We start from the raw sequence: 16,216 nt of genomic DNA, 5'->3' as shown, positions 1-16,216 counted from the left end.
TTAAAGTTCTTCGACAAGTTTTTCAACAATGTCGGATTGTGCGTCAGCATCAATTTCACGCTGCAGAATTCGCTCTGCACCGGCTATTGCCAGGGCAGCAACCTGCTTGCGAAGCTCTTCTTTCACGCGATTTTTTTCTGCTTCAATCTCAGAATGACCTTGAGCAATAATTTTTTCACGCTCTGCGTGACCACGCTGCGTTTCTTCTTCAACTAACTGAGACGCACGTTTTTTTGCCTGATCAATGATCTGCGCAGCTTGATCTTTTGCTTCACGCAATTGATCGGTCGCTTTTGATTGCGCAAGTTCTAAATCTTTCTCAGCACGTTCTGAGGCAGCAAGACCATCTGCTATCTTCTTTTGACGCTCTTTTATGGCAGCCATAATTGGCGGCCATACGAACTTCATACAAAAGCCAACAAACACCGTAAAGGCGATTAGCTGACCTATTAGAGTGGCGTTAAAATTCACGTCCGCTCCTCCTCTTATTTATTCGTTAGCCAGAAAAAGGGATTTAGTAAACTCCACCTAGACCCGGGGCAACAACGAATAGAATGTAAAGAGCAATACCCACACCGATCATTGCGATTGCATCGATAAGACCTGCAAGAATAAACATTTTAACTTGCAGTTGTGGTGCTAACTCTGGTTGGCGAGCAGAAGATTCTAAGAATTTGCCCCCCATAATTCCGAAACCGATTGCAGTACCTAAAGCACCCATTCCGATAATTAGAGCGATTGCGATGTAGATCATTTTTATCTCCGATTTAAGTTAAATGTAAATAATAAAAAGTAAAACTAGTGGTCTTCACAGGCCAAGCTCAAATACACAATGGTTAACATCATGAAAATGAAGGCTTGTAGCGGAAGTACCAAAATGTGGAAAACAGCCCAAGTGAAGTGCAAGGGAAGCTGGAAATAGCCAAGTGTTGCTATCAGAATAAAAATTAGCTCACTGGCATAAAGGTTACCGAATAAACGTAAAGACAATGACAAAGGTCTGGCAAGCAATGTAACGCTTTCGATAACAAAGTTAAAAGGAATAAAAATTGGGTGATTTAGGGGCTGCATAGTGAGCTCTTTGGTAAACCCTTTGATACCTTTAATTTTTAACGAGTAGTAAATAATAAGAACAAACACACCAATAGATAGGGCAAAGGTCGTGTTTATATCTGTTGTAGGTACGACTTTCATGTAAACGTCTTTTGGATCCATACCAAATCCGTACTGCCCCACTAGACCAGCTATCCACGGAAGTAAATCAACCGGCACCAAGTCCATTAGGTTCATCAGCAGTACCCAGACAAAAATGGTCAAGGCTAGAGGTGCAATTAAAGCACTTTTCCCATGAAAAGAACTGCGGACATTATCGTCTACAAATTCAACAATTAATTCGATTAAGGCTTGCGTTTTGGACGGAACGCCCGTTGTTGCCTTTTTACCCATCCGATAAAATAAAAACAAAAAGCCAAAGCCCAGTAAAAATGACCATGCAAGTGTATCGATGTGCCAAACCCAAAAGCCGGCGTCTTCACATGCTTTATTAAAAGCAATACCTTGTTCAGTAGAACACATTCGCGCATTGGTAAGGTGGTGATTTATATATTCTTGCGTTGTATCGTAAGATGCCATTTCAAACCCTAAATTTTATCAATCTAAATTCTACGCTGTGTTGGCTATTCGATGTTAAGTCGAGGGGTGTAAACTCGCCAAAATGATTGAATAGCCAATAAATGTTGTTGCATATGCGCCGATGAGAAAAAGGGGCTGCGCATGAAAAAGAGAAAAGGCAACAACAAACAAAATTATCGTACTCGCCATTTTTAACTTCATTCCCTGATTAAAGCTTTGTGCGACCAACCGATTTTTACTGCCGCCTGAATATCGAAATACCCAGTAAGCAAATAATGCTTGCGGTAACACAAAACACAACCATCCTAACAAAACGGACTTTCCATGTTGTGCCTGAAAAACAAAAACAATTCCTGAAATTATCAACATCAAGCCACTTGTCAAAAAAAGCGCTTTTGCAGCCAGGCGTTTTCCAGACCTTGCCAAGTCAGTCATCTTTAAAAAATCGTCCTTAAAAGACCTTTACAGGTCGAAAAGGGTCATTAAATGGCGCTCGAAGTATACTGGTAGACATAAAAAATTCAACCAAAAACCGTCAATAAGCGTGAAATGTTTCATTCGTTAATACTAATAGCTAATATCAGGTATTTACGAACTTACACATCCATAAAAATATTTGCTACGTGAGGGACTTTGCTATTTACTTAGCCGCTCGCTGCTTACTCTTTCGATAATTCCTTCAAGCTGCTCAAGATCATCAAACGCGATGACCATCTTCCCTTTTCCTTTTTTATTGTGATCGATTTTAACTCGCGCGCCTAAATGTTCTGTCAGGCTGGTTTCAAGACGCACAACATCCGGATCGGCTTTTTGCTTGGCGTTCGACGAAGTGCTTGTTGCTGTGCCTTCCTGTGTTTTTTTAACCAGTTTTTCGGTATCTCTCACCGTCAGGCCTTTTTCAGCAACCAAGGCAGCAAGTTCGGCCTGTTGATCACCTTGTAAACCAAGAAGGGCTCTTGCGTGTCCCATTTCAATATCACCGTGCTCCAAAAGCGTTTTTACTGTACTTTCCAAACCATTTAGCCGAAGCAAATTGGTGACGGTGGTGCGCGACTTACCCACAGCCTCAGCCACCTGCTGATGCGTTAGTTTAAATTCCACCATTAGCCTGTCGAGCGCCTGCGCCTCTTCCATGGCATTTAGATCTTCACGCTGTATATTTTCAATCAAAGCAACTGCCACCGCTGCTTCATCTGGTATGTCTTTTACCAAGCAAGGAACGCTATCAAGCTTTGCTAATTGCGCTGCACGCCATCGTCGCTCACCGGCAATGATTTCGTAACGATTTTCTGCAATTTGACGAACAATGAGAGGTTGAATAATGCCCTGTACTTTTATCGATGCTGCCAGCTCTTCTAGTGCGGCATCCGCCATATCTTTTCGTGGCTGATATTTTCCGGGCTGTAAAAATTCGATGGGCAGCTTTTGTAATTCGCTGGCAGGCGCCTCAGCAGCGCTTTGCGCAGGATTGTTTTCGTTATACTTGTCGGAATAGCTTTTACTTGTTGCCAGTAACGCGTCTAATCCTCTGCCTAAGCCTTTACTTTTTGCCATGAATTGTCTCTATCGTTATTGCTTTTGTCATGTATACCCGCATCGGAAAGATCCTTGTCAGGCACTAAGCGCTTGCTTCTGGCGCCTTAAAATTTCTCCAGCTAAAGCCAAATAAGCTTTGGAGCCTGTTGACGACTTGTCATAATACATGGCAGGCGCACCAAAACTCGGCGCTTCTGCCAATCGTACATTTCGGGGTATGACTGTTCTATACACCTGATCACCAAAATGCCGTTTTAATTGCTCACTCACATCATTGGCTAAGCGGTTTCTTGGGTCGTACATTGTTCTTAGCACACCCTCAATTTTAAGCGCCGGGTTGACGACAGATGCCAGTTTTTGAATGGTATCCATTAAAGCGGTTAAACCTTCAAGGGCATAGTACTCACACTGCATAGGAACAAGCACTGAATCTGACGCGGCAAGCGCATTAACCGTTAACTGGTTCAACGAAGGCGGGCAATCTATAAAAATAAAATCATATTTATCTTTTACAGGCGCCAGGGCATTGCGCAAACGAACTTCGCGAGCAAACACTTCCATCAGTTTAATTTCAGCTGCGGTTACATCAGAATTGCCTGCAATAAGATGATATTTGCCGCTTGTTTCGGTAATGATGACATCTTCTGGCGCTTTTTCTTCAATCAATAGCTCATAACAAGTATTTTCAACATCGTATTTATCAACACCACTTCCCATAGTTGCATTGCCCTGCGGATCTAAATCAATCAGCAATACTTTGCGTTTAGTGGCTGCCATTGATGCGGCAACGTTGACGGCGGTGGTGGTTTTTCCAACGCCGCCTTTTTGATTTGCAATAGAAATGACTCTCGCCAAAATAGTTCCTGCTTACTTAACTGTTTCGCTTAAATTGTAGACCTTTGATGTTACGCCCTGATGATTCGCACCAAGTGACGTTCGCCCTCCAAAGATGGTACCAAAAGGGGATAGGTCTGTGCCACTGAAAAAGCAGCAGGCACCTTTGCTAGCTCATCTTGATGCAAGTGACCTTTTAACGCAAGAAATTCTCCACCGTGTGCGACTAAATGAGCGCACCAGCTTAGCATATCTTCAAGTGAGGCAAAGGCTCTGGAGAGCACTAAGTCAAAATCCTGTTGTTGCACATTTTCCACGCGTGTATGCAAGGCCTGAACGTTTTTTATACCAAGCTCAAAACATACCTGTTTAATAAACCGTATACGCTTGCCCAAAGAGTCAATCAGCGTAAATTCGATGTCCTCGCACATAATGGCGAGGGGAATACCCGGCAAGCCCGGACCCGTTCCTACATCTGCAATTTTTCGCACCTGTTCAAAGCCAATTTGCTTGCTGTGTATGCCTTTATGCAAATGGGGCAGCACTACTAGCGAATCCATAATGTGCTTGATTAGCATTTGCTGAGGTTCTCTAACAGAACTCAAGTTATAAGCTTTATTCCACTTGTGCATCATCAGTACAAACCGCACAAGCTGGCTGCGCTTTTCCACAGATACCTTCAACTGGGTTTGGCGAATAAGCGCCTCCAGTTGCTGATTTAACTCTGTTTCCAAAGCTGTTTCGACCGCAGACATTAGGCAGATCGCGCAGTGGAATGAGATTGTTTGAACAACATATTATGCTTTTTCAGATACACCAGTAACAACGAAATAGCGGCTGGCGTGATCCCTGATATTCTCGACGCTTTTCCTATAGTTTCTGGTCTCGCATCGCTAAGTTTAGACACCACTTCATTCGATAATCCTGAGATTTTTGAATAATCAAAATCGACGGGGAGCAAAGTCTGTTCATGGCGCTGAGATTTGGCGATTTCTTCTAATTGACGCGCTATGTAGCCTGCATACTTAATTTGAATTTCGACTTGCTCTGCCGCTTTTTCATCATCAAGACCCGGACCAAGTGACGGAATATTCATCAAAGTTTTATAATTCATTTCAGGACGACGAATTAACTCTTCCAGTGAATGCTCACGCGTAATAGGATTTTTTAGTACTTCATTTAATGGCTCAGCCGCTGGATGTTTAGCGTGCACATATTGCTTTGACAAACGTTGTTTTTCACGCTCTACCGCTTCCATTTTTGCTTCAAAAGCTGCAAAACGTGCGTCATCAACAAGGCCTAATTGACGGCCAATTTCAGTTAGTCTTACGTCCGCATTATCCTCTCGCAATAACAATCGGTATTCGGCTCGGCTGGTAAACATGCGATAGGGTTCTTTTGTGCCCATGGTGGCCAAGTCGTCAATCAAAACGCCCATGTAAGCCTGATCACGACGCAGTTCAAAGCTGTCTTTTTCTTGCACTTGAAGTGCAGCATTAGCGCCTGCGACTAAACCTTGCGCGCCCGCTTCTTCATAGCCTGTTGTTCCGTTAATCTGTCCGGCAAAAAACAAGCCCTTAATAAATTTTGTTTCCAGGGTTTGTTTCAGGTCACGAGGGTCAAAAAAATCATATTCAATGGCGTATCCAGGTCTGACTATGTGCGCATTTTCAAAGCCTTTGATTGAGCGGACCAAGGCCATTTGCACATCAAAAGGCAAACTGGTTGATATACCATTTGGATACACTTCTATGCTGTTTAGCCCCTCTGGCTCAACAAATATCTGATGTGATTCTTTGTCAGCAAAGCGCATAATTTTGTCTTCAATAGACGGACAATAACGTGGCCCCACGCCCTCAATAACGCCAGTGTACATAGGAGAGCGATCGAGCCCGGAGCGAATAATGTCATGCGTTTTGGCGTTGGTATGCGTAATGTAGCAGGGGATTTGCTCAGGGTGGTCTTCAACTTTGCCCATGTACGAAAATACCGGTAGAGGGGTATCACCCGGTTGTGCCTGCATCACAGAAAAATCCAAGGTCCGGACATCTAAGCGCGCAGGTGTTCCTGTTTTTAGTCTATCAACCCTGAAGGGCATAGCACGCAAACGTTCAGCCAACGCAATTGAAGGCGGATCACCTGCCCGGCCACCTTTATAATTCTCGAGGCCAATATGAATTGTGCCACCTAAAAATGTGCCAACTGTTAGTACAACGGTTTTGGCTTTAAATTTTAAGCCCATTTGAGTGACAACGCCTGTTACGCGATCGTTTTCAACGATCAGATCGTCACAGGACTGTTGAAAAAGCGTGAGATTTTCTTGTGACTCGAGCATTTGACGAACGGCAATTCGATAGAGGGTTCTATCTGCCTGTGCACGTGTTGCTCTAACTGCAGGTCCTTTTGACGAATTCAGGGTGCGAAATTGAATACCTGCTTTATCAATGGCTTTGGCCATGACGCCTCCAAGGGCATCAATCTCTTTTACCAAATGACCTTTGCCAATCCCACCAATAGCAGGGTTACACGACATTTGTCCTAAGGTTTCAATACTGTGAGTTAACAATAAGGTAGATGCCCCCATACGCGCAGAAGCCATAGCTGCCTCTGTGCCTGCATGACCACCACCAATTACAATCACATCAAATGCTTGCTGATAAAACATTGTCTCACCCAAGTTAGCTTGCCAAATACTTATAAAGCGCCCATTAAAATGGGGCGCGTATTGTATATGAGAACATCCCTTTTTGAAATGTTTATTAATTGTTCAATTTTACTGAAACAAATACGCCTCATTTTTTTAAATTTTTGTTGTTTTTTAGACCATGCTTAAGAAATGCGCGAAGTTTATAAATATAAAGAAATATATAGATAGATCTTTATTACTACTACTATTACGTAAGCCCGAATTTGTGAGTAAGTGTATTTTTACTTATATTAACAATCAGTTAAAAGATTTTAATCCGTGGGATAAGTGATCAATAAGTGATCAATAACCTGGGTTTAAGTCCTTGTTTTGTCCACAGCTGAAAAAACAAGAATTTTCATCCAATAGTTGTTATTGCGTTGATCACAGCCTTGTACTCAACTTATCCACAAGGCTGTGAAAATCGACTTATTCGTAAACTGTGTTTAATTTAGTCAAAACCATTCCAGTTATTTAGCTTAGTTTGTAAAGCAGAATTACTAAGTGGTCTGCCACCATGTTTTTTATACATGTAGATTAATGGAGCTTGTATGCTGGCGTTGTAATGAACCGTCGGCTCGTTACCTGTCCAGTTCTGTTGATCATCTACAAAGTCATAATCATTTTCTGTTACTCCCCCTAACAAGGCGCCCCAAAGCATATTTTCATTTACCCCGCTAAAGTTAGCACCGCCACTGGCGCCTCGATGATGAATTTGCGTACAGTTGCTATTGGTGTTAAAGCCACAAAGATAGGGCATATTGACGGGATTGGAGCCCAGCAAATAATCAATTTGTGATTTGATATGGGCATCCCAGCGATTAGTGTTTTTTGCCTTTGCGTAAATCGCCATATTCATTAACGCAGGTGCCACACTGCCACTGGAACCCCAGTTATTGCTGTCATGCAATACATATCCACCTGCTGTGCGTTTGAGATCTGCACCTACGTCTTTCCATGTATCAAAATAGGTTCGTATTTGGGCGTCGCGATCCGGATAGTTTCCCCAAATAGCTAGAAGTGTTGACACCAATTGTTCCTGATGTTCAAAGCCACCTGCCCACATGCTTAAATAGCTGTCATCCATAATGGTATTGGCATAGTCGCGATGTGAGGTGTTTCCGGTGGCCAGATACACGCCTAAAGCACCTAATGCCATTTCATCTTCATCACCGTTGCTATTTTTATAAACCGTAACGACTCCGTTATTTTCGCCTAAACCGCGATTCTGTTTGGCAAAAGTCAGTAGCTTTTGAGCTTGATTTTTTAGGGTGTCAGGATAAGTGCCGCCGAGTACTTTTGAACAAAATCCCATTGCAGCGGCTGCAAGTGCGGCATAATCACTACCGTGATTATTTTTATCAATTTTGTAGACCGGTCGCCAATGGGTAGTTTGTTCCAGGGTTAGCCATCTGTGATGATCAGTAGCGCTGTCACTTAGCTGTACAACCAGGCTTTTAGTGTCGCCATTACTGTCACGTTCGTGTGCTTTTAATAAAAAATCGATACCATGTTTGGCTTGTAGCTGAAGCTCATCAAATTGGCCTAATTCTTGAAGTTCATCTTTAAATATATAAGCAGTTACGCACATTGATGCAATAGCTGAAAATTGGGCCTTTCCAAACAAAATATTGTCTCCTGCATCTCCCCAACCACCCGAATATTGTCCATCGGTGTTTGTATTACTGCGCCAGGGAAGGCGTGTATCTGTGAGATTGCCCATTTGATTGGCAGCAAAAAATAAAGGCGTTAGTTGTAAGGCATGTCCGTAGTTATGCGTTGATCTTTGTTCTTTTGGATTACCCTCATTGTTGGTGCTACCAACAACAGAACGCGTCCACTTCATACTCCCCCAACTATTGTTAAGATTGTTTTGCTCAACGTTAGACCAGTTGGCATTGGCAGTATTATTCAAGTATTTTCCAGTCCAAATGTTTTGCAATCTGAATTGGCCGTTGCCAGCGTTGATGCGCTTCCACTTTTGACTATCCCATGTACTATTAAGTGGTGCTGTTTTGATATCGCTGGCAGCATCGGTAGATGTCGAAGTCAGGTAATGACCAGACCATTTGTTTTTGTAACGATAAACATTATTACCAAGCGCCTCTTCTTCCCATTTTTGACTGTCCCATGCGCTGTTGAGATTGGCAGCTTTAACTAGCTCCCATGGCTCTTTGCTTGTTGCACTTAAGTAACGATTGCCCCAGTTTTCTTTTAAGCGAACGGTCTCAGCAAAAGCATTCGCGCATAAAAACATGAGTAAAATGATGACGTTCAGATAGTGTAAATATTTCATTGGTACTCTCATTCAAAGGTTAAGTATGTTGAAGTGAGTTAACTGCTACAAACCGCACTATTCTTAATCGCTAATGCAACAGGAAGGCTATTGCTAATAACGTTTGATGCGAGAGGTATTTTGATAGTGTTTAAGAATAGATGTAAAAACTCGAACGGACGTTTATAGTTGAATTTATTATTGTTTTATAAACGTTAACCTAGACGTTAACCAAAGGAATTTATCCTGACAAGCTAAAAGATCGGCTTGTTACTATTTTGTAAAAAATTGTTATAAAGAAGTGAAAAATATGAATGAAAAATTGCAGGTTAAGGCTAAGCGTTAACCTGACTAAAATGCGTTGGGACGATAGCCAGTATGACTTTGATTGGACGTTTCTGCTTCTTCTGAGGCGACCGCGTGGCGACGACTTGGGCCTTGAAAGTGCACCTTGTAAGTTTCGTATTCTTTAATAGATTCAAAACAATAACGGCCTAAAGCTGATTCTAATTCTGAAAGGTTGTGATTGGTGATCAATATACAGTTTTTGTTTGTGGCTGCTCGCTGTCGCAATAAATTGCCCAGATAACTTTGGGCGCTTTTTTTAAGCACCGTTTCATTGACACAAACTTCATCTAATATGAGTAAATCAACATCATGAAGTTGTTTATTAATTTCTCTAAATTGCTGTGAAGCTTTGTCGTCAGCTTGATAGTCATACGAGAAAAATCGCATTTCCAGGAGTGTTTGCAACTGACGATATAACACCGTAATTTCATATTGTCGAATAAGCTGGTGTGCAATCGCGCCCGCGATATGCGATTTGCCCCGACCGTAATCACCATAAAAAATCATCATATGCGCGTTGCTGTGACGCCAATCCGGATCTTGATGTGCCGCGATGAACGAGCGAGCAATGCTGACTGCCTCAATAACATCGGGTGCATCTTCTTTTAGTGAATCAAATGTCCAATGTGGATTCAATTCTGACTGACCGTAAAGCGCTTCAATTCGCTTTTGTTTACTTTGCTGCTGTAATCTGGCGACTTCTTCATTGGCAAGCGCATCGTACATCGCCCGCTGTTTTTTATAGTCAAAAGGCGCAGCATTTTCGGTCAGTTTGTCTACATCTTTACCAAGCGCTCGTCCGATATCGGCAAGTCTGTCTTGAAAGCTTTTCATGCACTTTTTATCCGCTATATTTGCTTACTAGTTTTTTTACGTTTTCATCAAAGCTTATGCCGGCTTTTGGCTCTACCCATTGATGTCCTACTTTGTGTTGCTCAGTGCGCGAAGGTTGCTTAATGCGCCGATGCTTCAAATGTATCACAAATTTTTGTGTCCATTGATAATGCGTGTGTTTATTTTCGGGTCTACCCATCCAGTATGCGATAAATTCACCTATCTCATCCGCATCAAAAGCCATGTCTATCAAACCTACTAATTGACAAATTTGGGTAAACAGCGCTTCATCTGGTCGCCATTGTATATGCATCTTTTCGTGTTGTTGATGAAGATGGTTTAAATTGTCCGTGTTTGCGTCTTTGACATCGGTGCCCGCAAGGGTTTTTTCTTTTAAATGATTATGGGTTTCACTTAGCTGTATCAGAGGAAGTTTCACAATATGATGATTCAGGCTTTTATCGAAACTGATGTCTTCTTTCAATTGACCTGCGTCATCGATAAACCGAATGAGCCCAACGTGATAAAGCTGTTTGAATAAGGCACTAATTTGACGGCCTAATTTAATAGATTCGCTATGCGCATTGAGCAAATCCAGTATATCTCGATTATTGATCAACACTGAATCGGTTGTCGACACCTGGGGACGCAAATACAAACAATACAACACCCGCGCCTCATTAGAGATGGCTTGTTGTAAGGCGCTTAATTCAAGGTCGTTCACAGCTTACCTAATACTTCTTCTAGATAAATGAGGGCTTCATCTTCAGGTACCGGATGGTGAAGCACGTCTATGTGCGCGGGAGGGTGAACCAAAGTTGCTCCGGTTTCCAGAAAAGTTTCTTCCATTGTAATCGCACCTTGGCAGAAGGTATCGTAACTAGTGTCACCTAAACCAAGCACAATAAATTTTGTATCGGTTAGCTGCTGTTGCGCCAGTTCCTCTTCAAATGTCTGGATATTATCTGGCAAGTCGCCAGCGCCATGCGTGGAAGTCACAACAATGATGATAGACGAAAAGTCGACTTCTTTTAATACAGGTTGCAGATGAACCTTTACTTGATGGCCCTTTTCAAGAAGGGCTTGTTCAAGGGCTTCGGCAACGTATTCACTTGCGCCTAGCATTGAGCCAACAACGATTTCAAATTTCATGCGCTTCCTTAACTATTGCCTTATTTACCTATACAAAACGATGAAAATATTTTACCGAGTAAGTCGTCTGAGGTAAATTCACCGGTGATTTCATTTAAATAGTGTTGTGCGATACGCAGTTCTTCCGCTAGTAATTCACCAGCCATCTGGGATTCCAATTGCGCTTTGCCCTGATAAATATGCGTATCAGCATTTGCTAAAGCGTTGATATGACGCTGTCGCGCGATGATTTGGTCTTCACCTGCCTGTTCAAAGCCCATGCAGGCTTTCAGATGATCTTTTAAGGGGCGAAGCCCGTCTCCCGATTTAGCCGATATTCGGATAACGGGGTGAGAAAATGACTCATCAATACCCGTCTTTTCACCCGTTAAGTCACATTTGTTTCGTACAACACTTAGTCCAATACCTTGTGGTAACTGTTCGTAAAACTCTGGCCATATATCCTGTACTTGATCTGCATCAGTGGTTTGTGCGTCGACCAAAAACAAGACGCGATCTGCTTGATGAATTGCTTGCCATGCGCGCTCAATACCGATTTGTTCAACCTTATCTGTACTGTCTCTCAAACCCGCAGTATCAATAATGTGTAATGGCATTCCGTCTATGTGAATATGCTCTTTTAATACATCTCGCGTGGTTCCGGCAATGTCAGTGACAATAGCCGATTCCTTACCTGAAAGTGCATTTAATAAACTCGATTTTCCGGCATTTGGGCGGCCAACAATGACGACTTGCATGCCGTCACGTAGCAAGGTGCCTTGTTTGGCTTGCTTTTTTACTTGCTCTAATTTATCAACAATGTTCGCCAGATAATGCTGTACCTTGCCATCGGACAAAAAATCGATTTCTTCTTCTGGAAAATCAATGGCGGCCTCAACGTACATCCTAAGATGAATAACTTCTTCAACAAGCTGGCGAATGGCATCAGAAAAGGCTCCTTGCAAGCTTTTTAACGCGCTTTTTGCAGCCTGTCGAGAAGAAGCCTCAATTAAATCGGCAATGGCTTCTGCCTGTGTTAAATCCATTTTATCGTTTAAAAACGCTTGCTCACTAAATTCACCCGGTCGAGCCAAACGTACAACATTAGTCGCTAAACAGGCTTCTAACAGCATCTCCATTACGACTTGCCCACCGTGCCCTTGCAACTCAAGTACATCTTCGCCGGTAAAGGAGTGTGGATTTTCAAAATATAGGGCGATACCCTGGTCAATGACTTCGCCGTTTTTGTCATAAAAGGGCAGGTAGCTGGCAACTCGTGGTTGTGGACACTGTTTTAGAATTTTTTCTGCAACAACTTTGACCTTTGGGCCAGACACTCGCACAATCCCGACACTCGCTCGCCCTGGAGCGCTCGCCTGTGCGACGATAGTGTCTTGCGTTAGAGAATAGGTCACCAAATTAATCTCTAAAATTGTTAAATTGCAGGGGTTGCGGTAAATCTTCTGCTTTAAGCATTGCCATCACGGCTTGCAAATCATCTCGCTTTTTACCGGTTACCCTGAGCTTATCACCTTGTATGGAGGTCTGAACTTTAAGCTTTTTGTCTTTTATCAATTTGACCAAGCGTTTTGCCAGTTCCTGATCGATGCCTTGTTTAAATTCTATGGTTTGCTTATGCATTTTACCGGAGCGCTGAATATCTTTTACCTGCATGGCACGGGTATCAACGTTTCGTTTTGCACAGGAGTTACGTAACATGTCCTGAAGCTGCTGAAGCTGAAAGTCACCTTCGGCCGTCATGATGACATTATCATCTTTAAACTCAAAGGAGGCTTCTACGCCCCTGAAGTCAAATCGCGTCGATAGCTCACGATTAGCGTTATCGACTGCGTGTTTTACGTCAACATTATTCAGTTCAGATACAACGTCGAATGAGGGCATAGGCTGTCCTTCTTTGTATATTTTTGTGATGTGAATGGGCGATATTTCACGGTTAGTTTGACAAGTTATCGCATATTCTTTTAAGCGCTTAGTTTATCAGACAATCGTTAAATGTGTGACACGCCAAATAATTTAAAATGACAGAAATAAAAACGCCCGCATAAGCGCGGGCGTGAAGCTTGCATTTAATTAAAGTCTATCTGGATTTGATTCCACGCTTTTCCATCGATGCATAAATCATTTTCGCCTGGACAAGCGTTACCAAGTTACTCACTAACCAGTAAAGAACCAGTCCTGCCGGGAAGAAGAAGAAAAAGATACTCATCGCGACGGGCATATACTGCAGTAATTTCTGCTGCAATGGATCTTGTATCGTCATCGGTTGTAGCTTTTGTAACAAATACATACTCGCACCAGTTAGTATTGGCAGAACGAAGTATGGATCGGGCACCGATAAGTCTGTAATCCAAAGTACAAATCCTGCATGACGTAATTCAACACTCTCTAGTAGTACCCAATATAAGGCTAAGAAAATAGGCATTTGCAGAAGAAGCGGGAAACAGCCACCCATCGGATTTACTTTTTCTTTTTTATACATTTCCATCATGGCTTGAGACATTTTTTGTCTGTCATCGCCATAGCGGTCTTTGAGTTGCTGCATTTTGGGAGCAAGGTTTCGCATTTTTGCCATTGATTCGTATTGTTTTTTCGTTAACCAATACATGGCGCCTTTAACAATTAAGGTAATGATAATAATGGCAAGACCCCAGTTAATAACAAAAGACTGTATCAACTTAAGCAAGTCAAACAATGGCTGAGCTAACCACCATAAAAAGCCATAATCAACGGTAAGGTCCAAACCACGTGCAAGCTCTGCCAATACAGCTTGATCTTTAGGGCCAGCATACAAGTGCGTGCTGATTTGCTGTGTTTCACCGGCGTTAATAAGCTTATTTTCACCAATAAATTCGATAATCGCATTGTTGCCTGAAAGACGAGCGCGTATGGTATTAGTCTCTTCTTGAGGTGGAACCCAGGCAGACACGAAATAATGTTCGAGCATGCCTACCCAACCACCAAGCGTTGCGACACGCAAACCATCTTCCATATCGTCAAAGGGAAGCTTTTCGTATCGCTCGTCTTGTGTCGAGTACGCTGCACCTCTAAAGGTTGGCATAAACATGCTACCACTGGATTGGTCATTTAGCGTTTGCTTTAATTGTGCATACTGACGCATCTGAAGAGGTGTAGAGGTATTATTCTCAATGTCATAAACGACCTGTACGGTATGGCTATCACTTTCAAACACAAAGGTTTTGGTGACTTTAAGACCATCAGCGTTGGTATAGATAAGAGGAACACGAAGTGTGTCTTGTCCTTGCATTACATATGCATCACTAGGAGATTGATATATAGCCCTTCCTTGTGCGTTATCAATACCGTTAGTACCCGCAAGTCCACTTTGTGCAATGTACAAAGTGGCGTTTCGTGGGCTAAGTAATTCATAGGAATCATCAGCGCCTTGTGTCACTGGATATTGAATTAAGTCCGCCTGCACAACGTCACCGCCTTGCAAATCAATTTTGACGTGTAGCGTATCAGTGCGAACATCAACAAAACGGGAAGTGTTAGTTAAGGTCTCTGCTATAGGAGTCGCTTCACTTTCTTCAATATCTGTAGGTACATCGCTTGCGCCTGTTGCAGTACTTAAATTTGAAGGTGCGCCATTGCTAAGTTCACTGCCTGGTTCGTTGCGCACAATTGTATCTAAATCTAGTAAGCTTTGATTGGCAATAGCTTCTTCTTGAGCGGCTTGTTGCTGCGCCTGTGGACTACTCGCTTCCTGATATTCCAAAAACAAAAAGAAGCTCACAAGTAAAAAGCCGATGATTAGAATACTTCGTTGGGATTCCATAAATCTCTCATTTATACATTTTAATTTTTATGCTTAGGCGGCACGTGATCGATACCACCAGGATGCATTGGATGACATTTGCTGATGCGTTTTATAGCTAGAATGCTTCCCTTTGCTAATCCATGGGTTTTCAAGGCTTGCTGAGCATAACATGAACAAGACGGGAAAAACCTGCAATTTTGCCCTAACAATGGTGAAAGTAAAAGTTGATAGACCCGAATAAGACCAAGCGCTGGTAAGGCCGCCATTGACGGTTTTTCCTCGCTATTTTTGGCTTTATTTTGATTCTGAATTAACGACATCTTTTACTTAACTTTATCCATAGTTTTGACAGGACTTGATGGATGCTAGCATTATCTAAGGTATCTGCACCATGTTTTGCGAGCACAATAATATCAATATTTGGCATTTCGTGCGCGTGTAATCGAAAACTCTCTCTTATACAGCGTTTGATGCGATTTCGTTGGACAGCCAGTTTAACTTTTTTCTTCGCGATAGTAATACCAAGGCGAGGTCGCTCTAGGTCATTGTGTCTGGCAAGAAGGGTGAACGTTGGTGATACTGCAGGGATGGCGTTTTCAAACACCTTGGAAAATTGGCGGGGAGTCAATAATCTTGACTCCCGTACAAAAGCGTTAGGCTTGTTGTTCACTATATAAGAACAACATTAAGCTGATAAACGCTTTCTGCCCTTCGCTCTACGATTTGCTAGTACTTTGCGGCCGTTTTTTGTAGCCATGCGAGCACGGAAACCGTGAGAACGCTTACGTTTGATGTTACTTGGTTGAAAAGTTCTTTTCATGAGCTGTTCTCATTATATCAATAATGTGTGTGCAACATTTCTGCATTGGTTTATTTGCGCTAGTTACCATAATTTGCAACAAACAAATAAAAACCAATAATTAAAGAAAGGGGCACTCACCGGTTAATTCGGACGCGGAATAGTAGAGATCGCGTGGGCTAAAGTCAAGTATATTGTTTAAATTTTATTGACCTTCAACTGCTGAGGAAGTGGTATGGGGGCGCTGTGAATCTTGCTTTTAAACTTCAATTGAATTTCAGTTTGTAAAGGATTATATCCACAAGTGGGTAAAATAATTAAATGTTATCCACAATCAAGTTG

18 protein-coding genes are annotated in these 16,216 nt (G+C 42.4%); all 18 read right to left on the bottom strand.

Features of this window, described 5'->3' with window-relative positions; all coding sequences use genetic code 11:
- Positions 1 to 471: a F0F1 ATP synthase subunit B gene (atpF, locus tag D6V41_RS06570; RefSeq protein WP_136250712.1), complete on the bottom strand. Its 471-nt coding sequence runs from the start codon at positions 469 to 471 to the stop codon at positions 1 to 3.
- 43 nt (positions 472 to 514) lie between these two features.
- Positions 515 to 754, bottom strand: a complete 240-nt coding sequence (atpE, locus tag D6V41_RS06565; RefSeq protein ID WP_136250711.1) for a F0F1 ATP synthase subunit C — start codon at positions 752 to 754, stop codon at positions 515 to 517.
- Between the two features lie 44 nt (positions 755 to 798).
- Positions 799 to 1,632 (bottom strand): F0F1 ATP synthase subunit A, encoded by an 834-nt coding sequence (gene atpB, locus D6V41_RS06560; RefSeq protein ID WP_136250710.1) that lies wholly within the window; start codon positions 1,630 to 1,632, stop codon positions 799 to 801.
- Between the two features lie 54 nt (positions 1,633 to 1,686).
- A complete protein-coding gene (locus D6V41_RS06555; protein ID WP_136250709.1) occupies positions 1,687 to 2,067 on the bottom strand; it encodes an ATP synthase subunit I in 381 nt (126 codons plus the stop codon).
- Between the two features lie 201 nt (positions 2,068 to 2,268).
- A complete protein-coding gene (locus tag D6V41_RS06550; protein ID WP_136250708.1) occupies positions 2,269 to 3,186 on the bottom strand; it encodes a ParB/RepB/Spo0J family partition protein in 918 nt (305 codons plus the stop codon).
- 57 nt (positions 3,187 to 3,243) lie between these two features.
- On the bottom strand, positions 3,244 to 4,023 hold the full coding sequence (locus D6V41_RS06545; protein WP_136250707.1) for a ParA family protein: 780 nt from the start codon (positions 4,021 to 4,023) through the stop codon (positions 3,244 to 3,246).
- A gap of 50 nt (positions 4,024 to 4,073) precedes the next feature.
- On the bottom strand, positions 4,074 to 4,757 hold the full coding sequence (gene rsmG, locus D6V41_RS06540; protein ID WP_136250706.1) for a 16S rRNA (guanine(527)-N(7))-methyltransferase RsmG: 684 nt from the start codon (positions 4,755 to 4,757) through the stop codon (positions 4,074 to 4,076).
- Positions 4,757 to 6,667: a tRNA uridine-5-carboxymethylaminomethyl(34) synthesis enzyme MnmG gene (gene mnmG / locus D6V41_RS06535; RefSeq protein ID WP_136250705.1), complete on the bottom strand. Its 1,911-nt coding sequence runs from the start codon at positions 6,665 to 6,667 to the stop codon at positions 4,757 to 4,759. Before mnmG ends, rsmG begins: the two co-directional genes overlap by 1 nt.
- 472 nt (positions 6,668 to 7,139) lie before the next feature.
- The gene (locus tag D6V41_RS06530; RefSeq protein ID WP_168710978.1) at positions 7,140 to 8,984 is read right to left on the bottom strand and encodes a glycoside hydrolase family 9 protein; all 1,845 of its coding nucleotides are present in this window, start codon (positions 8,982 to 8,984) and stop codon (positions 7,140 to 7,142) included.
- Positions 8,985 to 9,314: 330 nt separating this feature from the next.
- Positions 9,315 to 10,145, bottom strand: a complete 831-nt coding sequence (locus tag D6V41_RS06525; RefSeq protein WP_136250703.1) for an ATP-binding protein — start codon at positions 10,143 to 10,145, stop codon at positions 9,315 to 9,317.
- 7 nt (positions 10,146 to 10,152) lie between these two features.
- Positions 10,153 to 10,869, bottom strand: a complete 717-nt coding sequence (locus tag D6V41_RS06520; RefSeq protein ID WP_136250702.1) for a DnaT-like ssDNA-binding domain-containing protein — start codon at positions 10,867 to 10,869, stop codon at positions 10,153 to 10,155.
- A complete protein-coding gene (locus D6V41_RS06515) occupies positions 10,866 to 11,297 on the bottom strand; it encodes a flavodoxin domain-containing protein (protein WP_136250701.1) in 432 nt (143 codons plus the stop codon). The genes D6V41_RS06520 and D6V41_RS06515 overlap by 4 nt, the downstream gene beginning before the upstream one ends.
- A gap of 20 nt (positions 11,298 to 11,317) precedes the next feature.
- Positions 11,318 to 12,700, bottom strand: coding sequence for a tRNA uridine-5-carboxymethylaminomethyl(34) synthesis GTPase MnmE (mnmE, locus tag D6V41_RS06510; RefSeq protein ID WP_421907769.1), 1,383 nt, complete (start codon positions 12,698 to 12,700; stop codon positions 11,318 to 11,320).
- Positions 12,696 to 13,178 carry a YajQ family cyclic di-GMP-binding protein gene (locus D6V41_RS06505; protein ID WP_136250699.1) on the bottom strand — a complete coding sequence of 161 codons (483 nt, stop codon included), beginning with the start codon at positions 13,176 to 13,178 and terminating at the stop codon, positions 12,696 to 12,698. Before D6V41_RS06505 ends, mnmE begins: the two co-directional genes overlap by 5 nt.
- Positions 13,179 to 13,374: 196 nt before the next feature.
- On the bottom strand, positions 13,375 to 15,093 hold the full coding sequence (gene yidC, locus D6V41_RS06500; RefSeq protein WP_136250698.1) for a membrane protein insertase YidC: 1,719 nt from the start codon (positions 15,091 to 15,093) through the stop codon (positions 13,375 to 13,377).
- A 20-nt stretch (positions 15,094 to 15,113) separates the two neighbouring features.
- Positions 15,114 to 15,341: a membrane protein insertion efficiency factor YidD gene (gene yidD, locus D6V41_RS06495; protein ID WP_206663250.1), complete on the bottom strand. Its 228-nt coding sequence runs from the start codon at positions 15,339 to 15,341 to the stop codon at positions 15,114 to 15,116.
- Between the two features lie 44 nt (positions 15,342 to 15,385).
- The gene (gene rnpA, locus D6V41_RS06490; protein WP_136250696.1) at positions 15,386 to 15,745 is read right to left on the bottom strand and encodes a ribonuclease P protein component; all 360 of its coding nucleotides are present in this window, start codon (positions 15,743 to 15,745) and stop codon (positions 15,386 to 15,388) included.
- 15 nt (positions 15,746 to 15,760) lie between these two features.
- Positions 15,761 to 15,895, bottom strand: a complete 135-nt coding sequence (gene rpmH, locus D6V41_RS06485) for a 50S ribosomal protein L34 (protein ID WP_136250695.1) — start codon at positions 15,893 to 15,895, stop codon at positions 15,761 to 15,763.
- Between the last annotated feature and the right edge of the window lie 321 nt (positions 15,896 to 16,216).

Origin of the sequence: Ningiella ruwaisensis, assembly GCF_004798935.1 — a bacterium.
In the GTDB taxonomy this organism is placed as follows: Bacteria; Pseudomonadota; Gammaproteobacteria; order Enterobacterales; family Alteromonadaceae; genus Glaciecola; species Glaciecola ruwaisensis.
The sequence above is the reverse complement of the archived record's forward strand: the minus strand, read 5'-3'. Positions and strand labels throughout refer to the sequence as shown.